The sequence below is a fragment of the Mesorhizobium sp. M0621 genome (assembly GCF_040320745.1).
In the GTDB taxonomy this organism is placed as follows: Bacteria; Pseudomonadota; Alphaproteobacteria; order Rhizobiales; family Rhizobiaceae; genus Mesorhizobium.
Genome location: NZ_JAMYQF010000005.1, coordinates 119280 through 137892, shown reverse-complemented (window position 1 = coordinate 137892; position 18613 = coordinate 119280). Strand labels below are relative to the sequence as shown.

16 protein-coding genes are annotated in these 18613 nt (G+C 62.6%); 11 read left to right on the top strand and 5 right to left on the bottom strand.

Features of this window, described 5'->3' with window-relative positions; all coding sequences use genetic code 11:
• Positions 1 to 1218: a urate hydroxylase PuuD gene (locus NKI38_RS05665; RefSeq protein WP_352655491.1), complete on the bottom strand. Its 1218-nt coding sequence runs from the start codon at positions 1216 to 1218 to the stop codon at positions 1 to 3.
• A gap of 132 nt (positions 1219 to 1350) precedes the next feature.
• On the opposite strand from NKI38_RS05665, the gene NKI38_RS05660 reads away from it, so the two are divergent.
• From NKI38_RS05660 to NKI38_RS05650, 3 genes are all read left to right on the top strand, one after another.
• Entirely contained in the window at positions 1351 to 2271 is a 921-nt protein-coding gene (locus NKI38_RS05660) for a LysR family transcriptional regulator (protein WP_352655489.1), read from the top strand.
• A gap of 458 nt (positions 2272 to 2729) precedes the next feature.
• Positions 2730 to 3746 (top strand): LLM class flavin-dependent oxidoreductase, encoded by a 1017-nt coding sequence (locus NKI38_RS05655; RefSeq protein WP_352655487.1) that lies wholly within the window; start codon positions 2730 to 2732, stop codon positions 3744 to 3746.
• The gene (locus tag NKI38_RS05650; RefSeq protein ID WP_352655485.1) at positions 3743 to 5002 is read left to right on the top strand and encodes an LLM class flavin-dependent oxidoreductase; all 1260 of its coding nucleotides are present in this window, start codon (positions 3743 to 3745) and stop codon (positions 5000 to 5002) included. Before NKI38_RS05655 ends, NKI38_RS05650 begins: the two co-directional genes overlap by 4 nt.
• Before the next feature lie 19 nt (positions 5003 to 5021).
• Here NKI38_RS05650 and xdhC read toward each other — a convergent pair whose 3' ends face one another.
• The 4 genes from xdhC to uraH all read right to left on the bottom strand — a co-directional run bounded on the left by xdhC (position 5022) and on the right by uraH (position 10376).
• Positions 5022 to 6098: a xanthine dehydrogenase accessory protein XdhC gene (gene xdhC, locus NKI38_RS05645; RefSeq protein WP_352655568.1), complete on the bottom strand. Its 1077-nt coding sequence runs from the start codon at positions 6096 to 6098 to the stop codon at positions 5022 to 5024.
• Positions 6099 to 6172: 74 nt separating this feature from the next.
• A complete protein-coding gene (gene xdhB, locus NKI38_RS05640) occupies positions 6173 to 8518 on the bottom strand; it encodes a xanthine dehydrogenase molybdopterin binding subunit (protein ID WP_352655566.1) in 2346 nt (781 codons plus the stop codon).
• Complete coding sequence (xdhA, locus tag NKI38_RS05635) at positions 8518 to 9999, bottom strand: xanthine dehydrogenase small subunit (RefSeq protein ID WP_352655483.1); 1482 nt, start codon at positions 9997 to 9999, stop codon at positions 8518 to 8520. Before xdhA ends, xdhB begins: the two co-directional genes overlap by 1 nt.
• 2 nt (positions 10000 to 10001) lie before the next feature.
• The gene (uraH, locus tag NKI38_RS05630) at positions 10002 to 10376 is read right to left on the bottom strand and encodes a hydroxyisourate hydrolase (protein ID WP_352628261.1); all 375 of its coding nucleotides are present in this window, start codon (positions 10374 to 10376) and stop codon (positions 10002 to 10004) included.
• Positions 10377 to 10579: 203 nt separating this feature from the next.
• Between uraH and puuE the strand changes: the two genes are divergently transcribed.
• The 8 genes from puuE to NKI38_RS05590 all read left to right on the top strand — a co-directional run bounded on the left by puuE (position 10580) and on the right by NKI38_RS05590 (position 18603).
• The gene (puuE, locus tag NKI38_RS05625; protein WP_352655481.1) at positions 10580 to 11998 is read left to right on the top strand and encodes an allantoinase PuuE; all 1419 of its coding nucleotides are present in this window, start codon (positions 10580 to 10582) and stop codon (positions 11996 to 11998) included.
• A gap of 11 nt (positions 11999 to 12009) precedes the next feature.
• Positions 12010 to 12873 carry a bifunctional allantoicase/(S)-ureidoglycine aminohydrolase gene (locus NKI38_RS05620; RefSeq protein ID WP_352655480.1) on the top strand — a complete coding sequence of 288 codons (864 nt, stop codon included), beginning with the start codon at positions 12010 to 12012 and terminating at the stop codon, positions 12871 to 12873.
• Positions 12870 to 13361: an ureidoglycolate lyase gene (locus tag NKI38_RS05615; protein WP_352655478.1), complete on the top strand. Its 492-nt coding sequence runs from the start codon at positions 12870 to 12872 to the stop codon at positions 13359 to 13361. Before NKI38_RS05620 ends, NKI38_RS05615 begins: the two co-directional genes overlap by 4 nt.
• A gap of 67 nt (positions 13362 to 13428) precedes the next feature.
• Positions 13429 to 14022 (top strand): nucleoside deaminase, encoded by a 594-nt coding sequence (locus NKI38_RS05610; protein ID WP_352655476.1) that lies wholly within the window; start codon positions 13429 to 13431, stop codon positions 14020 to 14022.
• Between the two features lie 165 nt (positions 14023 to 14187).
• Positions 14188 to 14382 carry a type II toxin-antitoxin system MqsR family toxin gene (locus tag NKI38_RS05605; protein ID WP_352655475.1) on the top strand — a complete coding sequence of 65 codons (195 nt, stop codon included), beginning with the start codon at positions 14188 to 14190 and terminating at the stop codon, positions 14380 to 14382.
• Positions 14383 to 14384: 2 nt separating this feature from the next.
• The gene (locus NKI38_RS05600) at positions 14385 to 14798 is read left to right on the top strand and encodes a type II toxin-antitoxin system MqsA family antitoxin (RefSeq protein ID WP_352655473.1); all 414 of its coding nucleotides are present in this window, start codon (positions 14385 to 14387) and stop codon (positions 14796 to 14798) included.
• Positions 14799 to 14876: 78 nt separating this feature from the next.
• Positions 14877 to 16862 (top strand): CocE/NonD family hydrolase, encoded by a 1986-nt coding sequence (locus NKI38_RS05595; protein ID WP_352655471.1) that lies wholly within the window; start codon positions 14877 to 14879, stop codon positions 16860 to 16862.
• A gap of 154 nt (positions 16863 to 17016) precedes the next feature.
• Positions 17017 to 18603, top strand: a complete 1587-nt coding sequence (locus NKI38_RS05590; RefSeq protein ID WP_352655469.1) for an ABC transporter substrate-binding protein — start codon at positions 17017 to 17019, stop codon at positions 18601 to 18603.
• The last annotated feature ends 10 nt before the right edge of the window (positions 18604 to 18613 follow it).

The window sequence follows — 18613 nt, the reverse complement described above, 5'->3', positions numbered from 1 at the left end:
CTATTTCCCTGCGCCTTCGAACCAGGCCACCAGCAGCGCCCGTTCCTTGTCGGTGATCTGCGAGACGTTGGCGGGCGGCATGGCGTGGCTGCGGCCGGCCTGCAGATAGATCTCGCGGGCGTGGTTGGCGATATCCGCATCCGTGTCGAGCATCACGCCCTTGGGCGCATGGTAGATGCCCTCATAGACCGGCTCCGCCGCATGGCACATCGAGCAGCGGCCGAGCACGGTGTCGCGCACGGCCGGGAAATGCGCTGAAGCGACATAGATTTGCGCCGCCGCCGATTCCCGGGGTTCGCCGGTCAGCACCTTCGGCGCGGTCGATAGCCAGATGATGATGATGAACAAGACGAGGGCACCCAGCCAGGTCCAATGCGGGTTGCCCTTGCGCGCGTGGACGCTGTTGAAATAGTGCCGGATCAAGACGCCGATGATGAACACCAGCGAGGCGATGACCCAGTTGAACTCAGTGCCGAACGCCAGGGGATAATGGTTCGACAGCATCAGAAACAGCACCGGCAGCGTCAAATAGTTGTTGTGCAGGGAGCGCTGCTTGGCGATCTTGCCGTATTTCGGGTCGGGCTTGCGCCCCGCGATGAGGTCGGCGACGACGATCTTCTGGTTGGGGATGATGACCATGAAGACGTTGGCCGACATGATCGTCGCGGTGATGGCGCCCAGATGCAGGAAGGCGGCGCGGCCGGTGAACAAATGGGTCAGCCCCCAGGCGATGAACACCAGCACGCAGTAGAGTACCAACATCAGCCCGGTGTCGCTCTTGCCAAGCGGTGAGCGGCACAGCAGATCATAGACCACCCAGCCGACGCCGATCGTTGCCAGCGATAGCAAGATGCCGACCGGCACCGACATGGGCAGCACGTTGGGATCGATCAGGAACAGATCGGCTCCGGCGTAATAGACGACACACAGCATAGCGAAGCCGGACAGCCAGGTGGCGTAGGATTCCCATTTGAACCAGGTCAGGTGTTCCGGCATTTCGGCCGGCGCCACCAGATATTTCTGGATGTGGTAGAAACCGCCGCCATGCACCTGCCATTCCTCGCCGAAGGCGCCGACAGGCATGCCCGGGCGCTGGCGCAGGCCGAGATCGAGCGCGACGAAGTAGAAGGACGAGCCGATCCAGGCGATGCCGGTGATGACATGCAGCCAGCGCACGGCGAAGCTCAGCCAGTCCCAGAAAATCGCGAAATCCATCATTGAAGTCGTCCCTGCCGATTGGGTGACTTTACGGGCTGGAGCGCAAACGGAAAGGGGCGAGGTGCACGATGACTTTCAAAAAAAAATGGAAAATACTAGGCTTATCGCTGCAAACCGGCGAAGGTGCTCCGCATGGCCTATCTCGACAACATCTCCGTCTTCGTCCGCGTCGTCGAGCTCGGCAACCTGTCGGCGGCCGGGCGCGACATGCGCATTTCGCCGGCGGTCGCCTCCAACCGCATCAAGGAGCTGGAGAAGCACCTGGGCGTGCGGCTGTTCAACCGCACCACGCGGCAGTTGATGCCGACCGAGCATGGCACGGTTTTTTACGGGGGCGCCAAGCAGGTGCTGGAGGCAATCACCGAGGCGGAAGCCGCCGTATCGGCGCTTTCCGGCCAGCCGCGCGGCACCATTCGCGTCACGGCACCCTTGGGCCTCGGGCGCCGGCTGGTGGCTTCGGGCATTCCGGATTTTCACGACAAGTATCCTGATATCGAGGTGCGGCTCAGGCTCTCGGACCACAATGTCGACATCATGAAGGAAGGCATCGACGTCGCCTTCCGGCTCGGCATCATCGAGGATTCCAGCCTCAGGATGCGCGGCATCATGGAATGCGAGCGCGTGCTGGTGGCTGCTCCGAAATATCTGGAGGCGCGCGGCGAACCGTTGGAGCCGCAAGAGCTGATCGGCAAGAAGCACGACTGCCTGATGCTGCGCTACTCCGGCGCGCGCGAATATGTATGGACGCTGCAGACCCCGACAGGCCCGCAGAAATTCGAAGTGCACGGGCCCTACGACACCGATGACGGCGACGTGCTGACCGGCTGGGCGCTATCTGGACGCGGCATCATCAACAAGCCGCGCTTCGAGGTCGAGCCGTTCATCCGCGACCGGCGACTGAAGGTGATCCTGGCCAACACGCCACCGACGCCGGTGCAGTTCGCCGCCGTCTATCCGCACAAGAAGCTGCAAGATCCAAAAGTGCGGCTGCTGCTCGACTTCATGGCCGAGCGCTGCCAGCGGCTGATCAACGATCTGCTTGCGGGGAAGTGAGGATTGCCTGTGGCACCGGTCGATCCTTGACGCCGACGTTCGAGATTGGCCGAAAGCCTCCCAACCTCGTCATCCCTGGGCGGAGCAGGAGCGAAGCTCCGTCGCGGAGACCCTGGGATCCCATGCCGCGATCTTCGCCGAATGGCGCAGCGGAGCAGAATTCTGCACCGCAGGTACCGCTCGGAGGTCGCGGCATGGATCCTATGGTCTGCGCCGCGTCGCTTCGCTCCTTGCTCCGCCATAGGATGACGAACTCATTGATGTTTCGGCTAATCGTAGAGATGTGTGATCTGCCAAAGCAAGCACGTACGGCCTGTCCAAATGTCCGCCCCCCAAGACCTGGCCGGAAACTAATTGCTGGCCGGCAAGTGAGTTGCAGTTGGCCTAGCGCCAGCGGTTGCCTTCGCTGCGGGCGGCGAACATAGTTCCAGCCCCATCTCGTCTCGCAGGAACCATCGATGGGCGACAACGCCAGAATGCATCTTGCTGTTTCGCTGTTTCCGGGAACCCCCGGTTCCGGGCCTGAGCCGGAATTCAACCATCTGGCTGATTTCGTGCAAAAGGCAGAAGCAGCCGAGTTGGACATGGTGGTGCTCGCCGATACCGCGCCTGCTTCGGGCGACGATGCGGCAAACGGGCAGATGCGCTTCGAAGCAACGACGTTGCTGGCTGCACTGGCGACGGTCACCAGCAGCATCGGCCTCGTTGCCGCTGCCTCGACAATTGCCCACCAACCCTACAATCTGGCGCGCCGTTTTGCTTCGCTCGACATCATCAGCCATGGCCGCGCCGGCTGGAACGCGACCATGGCACAGGCGCCACGTGAGGCGGCCAATTTCAGCCGGCCCGAAGGATTTTCGCCTGACGATTTTCGTCGCCGCACGCAGGAGTATATCAGCATCGTCCAAGGCTTGTGGCAGGGCTGGGATGCGGATGCGCTGCTATTCGACCAAACCGGAGGCCGCTTCCACGACCCCGAAAAGATGCACTTTCTCGACCACGAGGGCGAGTTCTTCTCCGTGCGCGGACCGTTGAATGTCGCGCGCTCGCCGCAGGACACGCCGGTGCTTGTCGTGTCGGATCTGTCGGAAGCCGACCTGGATATTGCCGCCCGCACCGCCGATGTCGTCCTGCTGCACGACGGACCGATCGATGGCACCAAAGCACGTTATGAGGATCTGAAGCGCCGCGTTGTCGTCTGCGGACACGACCCTGATGCTGTGAGGCTTCTGACGAATATCTCGCTCGTTACCGATGGTACCGCCAGGCCGACCCTCGTCGACAACCTGGAAAAAAGATTCCGGGCGAAAAGCTGCGATGGGTTCAACATCCAGATGCCGGCACAACTGTCAGCACTCGACGATTTCGTCGATCTGGTTTTGCCGGAGCTGCGACGGCGCGGCCTGTTTCGGGAGAGCTATCGCGGGATAACCTTGCGCTCTCATCTCGGACTTGCCGGCGGAGGCAACCAATGACCGCCCGCCAGATGAAGCTCGGTGCCTTCCTGTGGGCGACAGGTCATCACATCGCCGCCTGGCGCCATCCAAAAGCGCATGTCACGGCGGGCATCGACATCGACCATTACATCCAGCTGGCGCGCACTGCGGAAGCGGCGAAATTCGACATGATCTTCTGTGAGGATGCTGCCGGTCTGCGCGAAGCCGATGTCGGCATCGCCAGCCAGACGTCGCGCTCGATCGGCTTCGAGCCGATCAGCCTGCTGTCGGCGCTCGCCGTCCAGACCAGCCGCATTGGCCTCGTTTCGACGGCGTCGACAAGCTACAACGAGCCTTATGGGCTGGCGCGGACCTTCCTGTCGCTCGACCATCTGAGCGGCGGCCGGGCCGGCTGGAACCTGGTCACCTCGGCCAGTCCCATAGAAGCCGCCAATTTCGGGTCGACCGGCTTGCGTCCGCATGCGGACCGCTACGAGCGGGCGCGTGAATTCGCCGAGGTCGTTGCTGGGCTTTGGCACGGCAAGCTTGATGGGGCTTCCGGTCATGACGGCCAGAGCTTTTCGGTACGGGATCCGCTCGACCTGCCGCGTTCGCCGCAGGGCGCGCCGGTGCTGGTTCAGGCTGGCGCTTCGGATGTCGGCCGCGACCTCGCCGCCCGCACCGCCGACGTGGTGTTCACCGCGGCGCAGACTTTCGAGGAGGCCAAGGCCTTCTATGATGATCTCAAGGGGCGTCTGGCGACCTATGGGCGTGAGCCGGACGATATCAAGATTATGCCGGGCGTCGCGCCGGTGGTGGCGGAAACCGAGGCGGAGGCCCGTGAAAAATACGAGGAATTGCAAGAGCTGATCCCTGACGATGTCGGCGTTGCACTGCTGTCCAGTTATCTCAGCATCTCCGACCTGTGGCGCTATCCGATCGACGGGCCGCTGCCGGAATTGCCGGAGAGCGAGGGGATGAAAAGCCGGCAAGCGCTGATCGTCGAGCAGTCGCGCCGCGACGGCCTCTCCATCCGCCAGCTGGCGCGACATTTTGCCGGCGCGCGCGGCCATTGGCGCATCGTCGGCACGGCGGCACAAGTCGCCGACGAGTTGCAGGCACGGTTCGAGGGCGGTGCGGCCGACGGCTTCAACGTCATGCCCTCGTATTTCCCCGGCGAACTTGATGCCTTTGCGACGCTCGTTGTGCCGGAACTGCAGCGGCGCGGCCTGTTCCGCAAGGACTACGAGGGCCGCACACTGCGCGAGCATCTGGGTTTGAAACGGCCGGCATGAGATCCATTGAGGCGCAAGCTTAGCCGACCATCACCTTGTCATGCGGGACCTGATGGCCGACCTTTGATGCTGCGCCGCGAACAACCAGCGCCGTCATGATCTCGGCCGCCGCAAGCGCCGCAATGACTTGGGGGCGCTTGTCCTTGACGGCGTCGCCACCGATCGGTGAGATGAGGTGGGCAAACTCGGCTTCGCTGCCGTCCGCCGATTTCAGGAACCAGTTCTTGAATGTCGCTTTCTTGGTCTTCGACCCGATCATGCCGACATAGGCGGCGTCGCCGCGTTTCAGCGCTTCGGCCACGATCAGGAAATCCAGCGCGTGGTCGTGAGTGAGGATGGCGAAGGCGGTGCCAGCCGGAGCATCGCGCACGATCGCTTCCGGCATGGCTGTCAGCCGGGTCTCCACGGTTTCCGGCATGCCTTCCAACGCTTCGGCCCGCGTCTCGATGACGACGCCGTGCACGGGGAGGAGTGCGATCGCTGACGCCAGCGCCTGGCCGACATGACCGCCGCCGAAGATATAGACATGCGGCAGCTGTGCCTCCTCGGCTTCGGCAGCCGCGACCAATTCGGCGGCGAGCGCCTCATCCACCAGTCGGATCAGCACTTCGACGCGCCCGCCGCAGCATTGGCCGATTTCAGGGCCGAGCGGGACGTCGAGAGTGGCGCGAATATCCCTCCCCCTTGAGGGGAGGGTGGCGGCGAAGCCGTCGGGTGGGGTCGCCGCGGCAGTGCTCGACATTGTCTTAGGTCGCGCGCTGCCTCTGCCGACCCCCCCTGGCCGCTTCGCAGCCTGCCCTTCGCCATGGCTCCGGGCGCTCGTTGCTGAAAAAGCCAAATCATTGGCTTTTTCTCGGCCTTTGGCCGATCGCTCCTCGCCCCCCTCAAGGGGGGAGAAAAGCATCTGCCGGGCCTTGTCGATCGCCATGTATTCGAGCTGACCGCCGCCGATCGTGCCCAGGATTGCCGATTGCGAGACGAGCATGAGGGCGCCCTTCTCGCGTGGCGTCGACCCTTTCGTGCCGGCGACCTCGACCAAAGCGATGCGGCCTTGACCAGCAAGGAAGTCTTTGAGGCTTTGCACTTTCGAATTCATCATTCGTGTTCCCGTGCGGGAAACATAGGGTTTTTCGGCCTGAATTGCACGCATTGCCGACCCTGGCGCCAGAATCAGGCCTTCGCCTCGGTCTTCAGCCGCTCGATCGCCATCAGAACCCGCTCCGGCGTTGCCGGCGCGTCGAGACGGGGACAGATCCTGTTGTCGGCGACGCTCGCCACCGCATCCGACAGGGCGTGCAGCACCGACATGCCGAGCGGGAACGGCGGCTCGCCGACCGCCTTGGAGCGGTGGATGGTCGGCTCACCCGCTTCCGGCCAGTCGGCCAGGGTGACGTTGAAAATCTTCGGCCGATCGGAGGCGAGCGGAATCTTGTAGGTCGACGGCGCATGGGTGCGCAGCCGGCCTTTATCGTCCCACCACAGTTCTTCCGTCGTCAGCCAGCCCATGCCCTGGATGAACCCGCCCTCGATCTGGCCGATGTCGATGGCCCGGTTCAGCGACCGGCCACAATCATGCAGAATATCGGTGCGCTCGACCACGTATTCACCGGTCAGCGTGTCGACCGAGACCTCCGAGCACGAGGCGCCATAGGCGAAGTAGTAAAAGGGGCGGCCCTCGCCCTTGTCGCGGTTCCAGTGGATTTTCGGCGTCTTGTAGAACCCCGCCGCCGAAAGCTGGATGCGCGCCATATAGGCCTGCTTGACGAGGTCGGCGAAGGCGATCTCCTGGTTGCCGACGCGCACCCGGTTGGGCAGGAACAGCACCTGGTCGCGCGGCACCTGATATTTTTCGGCGGCGAAGTCGGTCAGCCTATCCTTGATCTGGCGAGCGCCATTCCGCGCCGCCATGCCGTTGAGGTCGGAACCGGACGACGCCGCCGTGGCCGAGGTGTTCGGCACCTTTCCAGTCGTCGTCGCGGTGATCTTCACCTGGTCGAGGTCGATCTGGAACTCTTCCGCCACCACCTGCGCCACCTTGACGTAGAGGCCCTGCCCCATCTCGGTGCCGCCATGGTTCAGATGCACCGAACCATCGGTGTAAACATGCACCAGCGCGCCGGCCTGATTGTAATGCGTGGCGGTAAACGAAATACCGAACTTGACCGGCGTCAACGCCAGGCCGCGCTTGATGAAACGGCTATTGGCATTGAAGGCCGAAATTTCGCGACGCCGCCGCGCATAGCCCGCGCTTTCCTCCAGCTCGGCGACGATACGCTGGATGATGTTGTCCTCGACGGTCTGGTGGTAGGGCGTGATATTGCGGTCTGATGTGCCGTAGAAATTCTTCTTGCGGATCTCGAGCGGATCCTTGCCGACGGCAAAGGCGACCTCGTCGATGACGCGCTCGGCGCCGACCATGCCTTGCGGGCCACCGAAACCACGGAAGGCGGTGTTCGACACGGTGTTGGTGTAGAGGGGTGCCGATTGCGCATGCACCGCCGGCCAGAAATAGGTGTTGTCGCAGTGGAACAGCGCGCGATCGGTGACCGGGCCGGACAGGTCCGATGAAAAACCGCAGCGTGCCGCGAACATGAAGTCGACACCGAGGATATTGCCCTCGTCGTCGAAGCCGACTTCGTAGTCGACGAGGAAATCATGACGCTTGCCGGTGGCGATCATGTCGTCGTCGCGGTCGGGCCGGATTTTCACGGCGCGATGGTGTTTCTTCGCGGCGATCGCGGCCAATGCGGCAAACTGGTTGCCTTGCGTCTCCTTGCCGCCGAAACCACCACCCATGCGGCGGATTTCCACCGTAATGGCGTTGCTCGGCACACCGAGCGCGTGGCTGACCATGTGCTGGATTTCGCTCGGATGCTGGGTTGAGGAATAGATGGTAACGTCCTGGTCCTCGCCGGGCACGGCCATGGCGATATGGCCTTCGAGATAAAAATGCTCCTGGCCGCCGACGCGCATTTTTCCTTTCAGCCGGCGCGGCGCCTGACGGATCGCTGTAGCGGCATCGCCGCGCTTCAGGGTCAGCGGCGGCGTGACGAGCTTGTCCTTCTTCGGATCGAGCGCGCCGATGTCGGTGACGAAAGGCAATTCCTTGTATTCGACCTTGGCCAGCCTTGTCGCACGACGCGCCTGCTCGCGGGTTTGCGCAATGACGCAAAAGATCGGCTGGCCGTAGAATTGCACCTTGCCATCGGCCAGCACTGGCTCGTCATGGCGGCCGGTCGGCGAAATGTCGTTCTCGCCCGGCACGTCCTTGGCCGTCAGCACGTCGACAACGCCGGGCGCCGTACGCACCGCCGAGAGATCCATGCTGGTGATGGTGGCATGCGGGGCAGCCGAAAGCCCGAGGCAGCCATGCAGCGTGCCGGCCGGTTCCGGCATGTCGTCGATATAGACGGCGGTGCCGCTGACATGCTTGTGCGCGGAATCGTGGCGCTGATCGGTGGCAACGCCGCCGGCAATCTTTTCAGCCCTAGGGTTGGGCGCGGCGTGTTTGTTCATCATGCCGCCTCGTGCCTTGAAACCTGGACCGGCTCCCTGGTGCCGCTGGTCTCGGCGAAGAAGCGCAGCAAGAGGTTGCGCGCCGCCAGGGCGCGATACTCGGCCGAAGCCCGCATGTCGGTCAACGGGGTGAAATCCTCGGCATATCCGGCCATCGCCGCTTCTAACGTCTGTTCGGTCCATGGCTTGCCGAGCAGCGCTTTTTCGACGGAAGACGCTCGCTTCGGCGTCGCCGCCATGCCGCCATAGGCGATGCGCACATCCGCGACCGTGCCATCCCTGGCCAGCGTCAGGAAGAAGGCGCCGAGGGCTGCCGTGATGTCCTCGTCGCGGCGCTTGGTGATCTTGTGGACGGCGAATTTTGTGCCCTTGGCCGGCACTGGCACCTGCACGGCCTCGACGAACTCGCCCGGCTGCCGGTCCTGCTTGCCATAGGCAATGAAGAAGGCTTCCAGCGGGATCGTGCGCCGCTTGTTGCCCTTGCGCAGCGTCAGCCGCGCGCCGAGCGCGATCAAGGGCGGGGGCGTATCGCCAATCGGTGAGCCGTTGGCTATGTTGCCGCCGATGGTGCCCATGTTGCGCACCTGATCGCCACCGATGCGATCGAATAGCGGCCCCAGCGCAGGGATGCGTCTGGCCAGCGTCGAGAACGCCTCGGTGTAGGTCACGCCGGCGCCGATCGAAATGACGCCGTCGTCTTCCGAGATGATGCAAAGCCCGTCGAGATTGCCTATGAAAATGACAGGCGAAATATCGCGCATGTGTTTGGTCACCCACAGACCGACATCGGTCGCGCCGGCAACGATGGTGGCGCCCGGTTCCTTTTCCAGAACGGCGGCGAAATCGTCGACGTTGGCCGGAATGACCAGCCGCGTCTTGGCCGAACCGATCTCGATCCGCGCCCCGTCATGCATGGCCTCAAGCCTCGCGGTGATCGCCTTGCGCTCCGCTGCCAGCGGGTCCTTCGCCACCTTGCCGTAGCTGGAGATGGCGTGCGCCGCGCGCATGATCGCCTCGTAGCCAGTGCAGCGGCATAGGTTACCCTGCAACGCCTTTTCGATTGCCGCGTTCGACGGATCTGATGATTTCATCCACAGGCCATAGAGTGACATGACGAAACCCGGCGTGCAGAAGCCACATTGCGAACCGTGGAAATCGACCATCGCCTGCTGCACCGGGTGCAACTGCCCGGGTGACCCACGCAAATGCTCGACGGTCACGACATGGGTGCCATCCAGCGAGCCGAGGAAGCGTATGCAGGCATTGACGCTCTCATAGACCAATCCGCCAGCGGATAGTTTACCGACCAGCACCGTGCAGGCCCCACAATCGCCTTCGGCGCAGCCTTCCTTGGTGCCGCGCAGCGAACGGTCGAGCCGCAGCCAGTCGAGCAAGGTTGCATCGGGCGCCACTGATGAAAGCACGATATCCCTGCCATTGAGAATGAAGCGGATCTCGTTGCGGATATTGACCTTGGCCATCCTCAGCTCCCCCTGTAGGTCGAGTAGCCATAAGGCGAGACGAGTAGCGGCACATGATAGTGGACCGGCTCGGCCACGCCGAAACGAATTGGTATCAAGTCGAGAAAGGCCGGGCTCGGCAATTTCGTTCCCTGCTGGCGCAGATAATCACCGGCCGCGAAGACCAGTTCGTATTCGCCGGTACGGAACTCCGCGCCGACGAGCAGCGGCTTATCGCAACGGCCGTCGGCATTGGTGACTACAGTCTTCAGATGTGTCCGCGCCTTGCCCTCGAGGTGATAAAGCGCGATCGACAGTCCCGCCGCCGGCTTGCCGGTCGCTGTGTCGAGGACATGGGTCGTCAGACGCCCGCCATCGGCTTTCGACGTTTCTGCCATTGGCCGCCTCCCATTTCCGGTACGAGCGAATTGGCCCGGTACGATCAAGTATCAACAGTGAATTGTGCGCCAATTAAAGGCGATGCATAAGTCCCGGTCGAGCGGAGTGCGACAAAAACACTTTCAAAAATTTTCGGGGGAATGCGCGAGCAGTCCTTTCGATATTCTGATCATGCTTCGGGCGGCGCCCGGCGGGAGGGACGATGCGTTACATCAGAGACATGCGCGGCTACGGAGCCAATCCGCCGGACCCGAAATGGCCTGGCGGTGCGCATGTCGCCGTGCAGTTCGTCGTCAACTACGAGGAAGGCGGCGAAAACTGCGTGCTGCATGGCGACAAGGCGTCCGAGGCCTTCCTGTCGGAAATCGTCGGCGCTGCGCCCTGGGTAGGCCAGCGCCACTGGAACATGGAATCCATCTACGAATATGGCGCCCGCGCCGGCTTCTGGCGGCTGCTGCGGCTGTTTACCGAGGCCGAGGTACCGATCACCTGCTACGGCGTCGCCACCGCGCTCGCCCGCTCGCCCGATCAGGTCACGGCCATGCAGGAAGCCGGCTGGGAGATCGCTTCGCACGGTCTGAGATGGATCGACTACCGCGACCATAGCACCGAGGATGAGCGTAGCGACCTCGAAGCAGCGATCAAACTGCATTACGAGGTGACGGGCCAGCGCCCGACCGGCTGGTACACGGGCCGCACATCGATCAACACGGTGCGAATTGTTGCGGAAGAGGGCGGCTTCGACTACGTGTCGGATACCTATGACGACGAACTGCCTTATTGGTTCGAGCACGCGGGCGGCACGCAGCTCATCATCCCTTATACGCTCGATGCCAACGACATGCGCTTCGCCACGCCGCAAGGGTTCAATTCGGGCGACCAGTTCTTTGCCTATCTCAAAGACAGTTTCGACACGCTCTACGCGGAAGGCAAGGCCGGCCGGCCGCGCATGATGAACATCGGCCTGCATTGCCGCCTCGTCGGGCGTCCGGGGCGGGTAGCGGCGCTGAACCGCTTCGTCGACTATGTCAAATCGCATGACAAGGTCTGGCTGGCGCGACGCATCGATATCGCCAGGCACTGGCAGGAGAACCATCCCTACAAGCCGGCGGCACTCAGGCCATCCAAGATGGAATTCGAGACCTTCGTCCACACCTTCGGTGGCGTGTTCGAGCATTCGCCCTGGATCGCAGAACGCGCCCATGAACTGGAACTGGGGCCGGCGCATGACTCCGCCGGTGGCCTGCACAATGCGCTCTGCCGCATCTTCCGTGCCGCCAGCGAGACCGAGCGGCTTTCGGTGCTCAACGCCCACCCCGACCTTGCCGGCAAGCTGGCCAAGGCCAAACGGCTGACGGCGGAATCGACCAAGGAACAGGCTTCCGCTGGCCTCGACGCGCTGACCGACAAGGAACGCGAACTGTTTTCCAAGCTCAACGCCGCCTACGTCACCACCTTCGGCTTCCCCTTCATTATCGCGGTGAAGGGCAAGACGAAGGAGGAGATCCTCGCCGAATTCGAGACGCGCATCGGCAACAGCCGCGGCGTCGAATTCGAAACCGCCTGCAAACAGGTCGAGCGCATCGCACTGCTCCGCCTCAAGGACATGCTTCCGCAATAGGTTTGAAACCCATGGATACGATCAGGATGCCCGAGCGAACCTATTATGCACCGCATGGCGGCAACCCCGGCCAAAGCGAGCTGCTGACCGGCCGCGCCGTCTTCACCGAGGCCTATGCCGTCATCCCCAGGGGCGTGATGCAGGACATCGTCACCAGCGCCCTGCCGTTCTGGGACAAGACCCGCGTCTGGATCTTGTCGCGACCGCTATCAGGTTTTGCCGAGACGTTCTCGCAGTACATTGTCGAGGTCGGGCCCGGCGGCGGCAGCGACCGGCCGGAACCCGATGCCGGCGCCGAAGGCGCCCTGTTCGTGGTCGAGGGCGAATTGACGGTTTTGCTTGCCGGCAAGAAGCATGTCTTGCGGCCCGGTGGATTCGCCTTCCTGCCGCCGGCCAGCGGCTGGACGGTTCGCAACGAAGGCAAGGCCGAAGTCCGCTTCCACTGGATTCGCAAGGCCTATGAGGCGGTCGACGGTCTCGATGCGCCCGAAGCCTTCTTCACCAACGAACAGGAGATCGCGCCAACGCCGATGCCCGGCACCGAGGGCCGCTGGGCGACGACGCGTTTCGTCGACCCAACCGATCTGCGCCATGACATGCACATGACCATTGTGACCCTGGAGCCCGGCGCGGTCATTCCCTTCGCCGAGACCCATGTCATGGAGCACGGGCTCTATGTGCTGGAGGGCAAGGCAGTCTATCGTCTCAACCAGGACTGGGTCGAGGTCGAGGCCGGCGACTATATGTGGCTGCGCGCCTTCTGCCCGCAAGCCTGCTATGCCGGCGGTCCAGGCAAATTCCGCTATCTGCTCTACAAGGACGTCAACCGGCACGCCAAGCTCGGCGGCGCCGGCATCGCAAAGCGCGCGCCATGACCCGTATCGTCGCGCGGCCGCTGATCCGCGAAAGCTTTGCTCCATTTGGCGACGTCATCGACATGGGCGGCGACAACCACTACCCGATAAATGGCGGCAAGGCCGAGCGCTACCACGATCTCGCCACCGTGCAAGCAACCGGGCCGAACGCCCGCGTGCTGATCTCGATGGTGCGCGGCACGCCCTACGAATTGCCGCTGAAGCTGACGATGGTCGAGCGCCATCCCTTCGGCAGCCAAGCCTTCATTCCGCTGTCGCCACGCCCGTTCCTGGTCGTTGTCTGCCACGATGGGGATGAGGGGCCGGGCGAGCCGCATGCTTTCATCACCGCACCCGGACAGGGCATCAACTATTCCCGCAATCTCTGGCATGGCGTGCTGACGCCGCTCGGCGAGGCTCAGGACTTCCTGATCGTCGACCGAGGCGGTGATGGCTCCAATCTCGAGGAATTCCATTTCTCGCACGCCTACGAGATCCATCTCCCTTGATTTTTTGTGCATGTCGTTGCCCCAAAACCGGGGCACTTTCGGACGACATGCAGCAGGAGACCCCGTAATGACCGACATTTCGCTGATCGACCGCCTGCTCGATGTGATCGAGCACGACATCGTGCCGAAGACGGCCGAAGGCGTCGCCCATGGCAACAAGCTGTTCGGCGCGGCGATCCTGAGAAAGGATGATCGTTCGCTGGTGCTGGCCGAGACCAACAACGAGATCGAAAACCCGCTCTGGCATGGCGAGGTGCATTGCCTGAAACGTTTCTACGAAATGCCCAGGGCCGAGCGCGTCGACACCAAGGACGCCATCTTCATCGCCACGCACGAGCCATGCTCGCTGTGCCTTTCGGCGATCACCTGGACCGGTTTCGACAACTTCTACTACCTCTTTTCACACGAGGATTCACGCGACAGCTTCGCCATCCCGCATGATTTGAAGATCCTGAAAGAGGTCTTCACCCTTGATCCCGGCGGCTATAATGCCGAGAACGCTTACTGGAAGAGTTTTTCGATCCGTAGGCTTGTGCGGTCGCTGCCCGAGGCCGAGCGCCGGCGGCTGGAGGCGCGCATCGGCAAGATTTCGGCACGCTACGACGAATTGTCCGGCGCCTATCAGGCGAACAAGGATGAGAACGACATTCCAATGAATTAAGCTCTCAGGCCTGCCGGGGGCACTCTTGAATTGCCACCTTTATGGTGGCATATTGGGTCATGGAGAAACGCAGGCCCACCTACGATCTTGATGCCATCAAGACGACGTTCGGGTCTGTCAATACGCTGGCGATCACGACGTCCGCTCTGCGGGATGCCACCGGCCTTGGCTTCGACCGTGCCGGTCGAGGTGATCGGCGGCATGACGCGAAAAATGTTCGTGAAGTCCATGACGACCTTTGCGGATCATCGGGTCTGGCAGGATGTCTATCACGTGCCGGTGCGCGACCTGATCCTCTACGTGAAATTCCAAGCGGATGTCGTGACTGAGTTCACGGTCATGTCGTTCAAGGAGAAATGACCATGGCGACAAGAGAAGAAAATCGGACCATGATTTCCCCCGAAACCGGGGAAACGCTCACGCGTGAAGTGCGTCCATTCACCGTAGCGTACAAGGGCGAGAACATAGTTGTCGACCTTCCAGGTTACTATCCAGCATCCGGTGACGAGGGTGTGCATGTCGGAGATGACATGGCTGCCGTCGACGCCGCGCTCCGCGCCCTCAAGGAGAAGATCGATGGTGTGCCGGCCCCGGCAACCATCCGCCGCATGCGCACAAAGCTCAATCTGTCGCAGCGCGAGGCAGGATCTCTATTCAAAGTCGGCGAGAATGCTTTCGACAAATATGAAAGGGGCCTGATCGAGCCGAGTGGCCCGACCATTCAATTGATGACGCTGCTGGAAAAACATCCCGAACTGCTGGATGAATTGCGGTAGCGGCACAGGTCGCATTTTTCGCTGCTCCAGTCGCGAATGGCGATTGAAAGTCGCCGCGTCGCGGGGCGTTATGCAGCCATGAAAACAGTCACCGAATTTCCCCGCAAGGTCGTCGAATTTCCGGATATGGGAATCGTCATGCCGGATGGCTGCCGGCTGTCGGCGCGGGTGTGGATGCCGGATGATGCCGGTGACGATCCGGTGCCGGCGATCCTCGAGCACCTGCCCTACCGCAAGCGCGACGGCACCATCTTTCGCGATCAGCTGACGCATCCCTATTTCGCCGGCCACGGCTATGCCTCGATCCGCGTCGACATGCGCGGCAACGGCGATTCCGAAGGGCTGATGGACGACGAGTATTCCGAGCAGGAATTGCAGGATGCATGCGACGTTATTGCCTGGGCGGCAAGCCAACCCTGGTGCAACGGCAATGTCGGCATGATGGGCATTTCCTGGGGCGGCTTCAACTGCCTGCAGGTCGCGGCCAAGCAGCCGCCGGCACTGAAGGCGGTGATCAGCCTGTGCTCGACCGTCGATCGCTATGCCGACGACATCCATTACAAGGGCGGCTGCCTTTTGATCGAGAATTTCGGCTGGGCCTCGACCATGCTGTCCTACTCGTCGCGGCCGCCGGATCCTCTTTTGGCCGGCGACAACAGATGGCGCGACCTGTGGCTGACCCGGCTGGAGAACCAGTCCTTCCTGGCGCCGCTGTGGTTGAAGCACCAGCACCGAGACGCCTACTGGAAGCGCGGCTCGATCTGCGAGGATTTTTCCGCCGTCAAGGCTGCGGTGCTGTCGATCGGCGGCTGGCATGACGGCTACCGCAACACGGTCTCGCATCTGGCCAGCAACATCGAAGCTCCGGTCAAGGGCATCATCGGGCCGTGGATCCACAAATACCCGCATTACGCCGGGCCTAAGCCCGCCATCGGCTTCCTGCAGGAGGCGTTGCGCTGGTGGGACCGATGGCTGAAGGATATCGACACAGGCGTCGAGGCCGACCCCGCCTACCGCGCCTATGTCATGGACAGCGTGCGTCCGGCGCGCTGGCATCCCGAGCGGCCGGGCCGCTGGGTTGCGGAGCAGCAATGGCCGTCGTCCAACATCAAGACGCAATCGATTGAGCTTATCGCTGATGGTAGCAGGCCTGCCATCGTTGCCTCTCCGCAAAGCTGCGGCCTGGCCGGCGGCGAGTATTTTCCCTTCACTTTCGGCCCGGAACTGCCCGGCGACCAGCGCCCGGACGATGCGGTGTCGGTGTGTTTCGACCAGCCGGAACTCGGCGAGACAATCGACATTGTCGGCGCGCCGGAGGTCGAGGTGCGGCTGTCCTCCGACCGGCGCCAGGCCAACATCGCGGTCCGGCTTTGCGACGTGCATCCCGACGGCGCCTCGGAGTTGATCTCCTATGGCGTGCTCAACCTGACGCACCGCAATTCGCACGAATTTCCGGAAGCACTGGTGCCGGGCAAAACCGTGTCGGCACGCGTCGTGCTCGATCAATGCGCCTACCGCGTGCCGGCCGGCCACCGCTTGCGTGTTGCCGTTTCGAACACCTATTGGCCGATGATCTGGCCGTCGCCGGAGCCGGTACAACTGATCTTGTCGGCCGCGACATTGGCCCTGCCATTGCGGCCGCTGGCGACAGGCGACGAAGTAACGTTCGCCGAGCCGGAAGGGGCCACCCCCTGGGCAACAGAAACGGTCCGCGCCGCCAATTCCGAGCGCCATGTCGATCGCGACGAGAAGACCGGAATTGTCACGCTTTCCATCGTTGATGATTTCGGCGAGGTTCGCGATCTCGCCCATGGCCTGGCCAATGGCAGCATCGCCCGCGAGACCTGGACGATCCATCCCGACGATCCGCTGTCAGCCCGGGGAAAGACGCACTGGACGCAGACCCTGTCGCGAAATGGATGGTCAGTGCGCACCGAAACATCGGCAGAAATGCGATCGGACGCGCAAAACTTCATCGTCAGCGCCAGAATCGAAGCCTATGAGGGCGAGGAGGTCGTTTTCGAGCGCAATTTCGAGGAGAAGGTGCCACGCGCGCTTCTTTGAGCGCCGATCTCATTGATCCAATTGCGACGTACGATTTACGCCACGGCATGTCGCATTCGGTCTTGCTTACCGCTTTCCCTTGCGGTCATTATTCTCCTCACAAGAAACAAGAAAAACGACCGCAGAGTCGAACCAACAGAGTGAGGAACTCAAAATGTCGAACGAACTGGAATTTCTTAGCCGGCGTGTCGCGTCGGGCAAACTGAGCCGTCGTGATTTTCTCGGTCGGGCGGCAGCGCTCGGCGTCACCGCCCCCTTCGCCAACGCGCTGCTTTCAAGTGCGGCTCGTGCGGCCGGCCCTGTCAAGGGCGGCACGCTGAAGGCCGGCCTGGTCGGCGGTGAATCCACCAACAGCCTCGATCCGGCGCTGATGATGACGCAGGTGCCGTTCGCCTTCGGCAAGTGCTGGGGCGAAATGATCGTCGAGCTTTCGCCGGAAGGCAAGCTCGAGAACCGCATCGCCGAGGAGATTGGCTCGTCGGACGACGCCAAGGTGTGGACGCTGAAGATCCGTGACGGCGTCGAATTCCACAACGGCAAGACCGTGACCGCCGAAGACGTTGCCGCCACGCTGGAGCGCCATTCGGACGAAAAGTCGAAGTCCGGCGCGCTCGGCTACATGAAGGGCATCGAAACCATCAAAGCCAGCGGCAAGGAAGTGGTGCTGACGCTGAAGGAGGCGAACGCCGACCTTCCCTACCTGCTTAGCGACTATCACCTGATCGTGCAGCCGAACGGCGGCAAGGACAAGCCAGACGCCGGCATCTCGGCCGGCCCTTACGTGGTCAAGACCAACGAGCCTGGCGTGCGCCATGGCGCCGAGCGCTTCGCCAATTACTGGCAAGGCGACAAGATGGGCCATGCCGACCAGATCGAGGTCATCGTCATCAACGACGCGACGGCGCGCACCGCGGCCCTGCAGGGCGGCCAGGTCAACATGATCAACCGCGTCGAGCCGAAGATCGTCGACCTGATCAAGCGCCTGCCGGGCGTCACCATCCGCAATCACGCCGGCCCCGGCCACTACGTGTTCATCATGCATTGCAATACGGCGCCGTTCGACAACAACGACCTGCGCATGGCGCTCAAGCTGGCCATCGACCGCGAGGAGATGCTGGACAAGATCCTGCGCGGCTACGGCTCCCTCGGCAACGACTTCCCGATCAACGCGTCCTATCCGCTGTTTACCGAGATCGAGCAGCGCAAGTACGATCCCGACAAGGCGAAGTTCCACTACAAGAAGTCCGGTCACGACGGCGCCGTGCTGCTGCGCACCTCGGACGTTGCCTTCCCTGGCGCCGTCGACGCTTCCCAGCTCTTCCAGCAGAGCGCGGCCAAGGCCGGCATCCAGATCGAGCTCAAGCGTGAGCCCGGCGACGGCTATTGGAACGAGGTCTGGAACAAGCAGCCCTTCTGCGCTTCCTACTGGGGCGGCCGCTCGACCCAGGACCAGATGTATTCCACCGCTTATCTGTCGACCGCCGACTGGAACGACACGCGTTTCAAGCGTCCGGACTTCGACAAGATGGTGCTGGCGGCGCGCGCCGAACTCGACGAGACCAAGCGCAAACAGATGTACCACGACATGGCTGTCCTGGTACGCGACGAGGGCGGCCTGATCCTGCCGATGTTCAACCAGTTCATCGACGCGACCGGCGCCAAGGTCGGCGGCTGGGTCGACGATCCGCATCAGGAGCTGATGAACGGCTACGCGCTGGCGAAGTGCTGGCTCGAAGCCTGAGCCTGGCCTT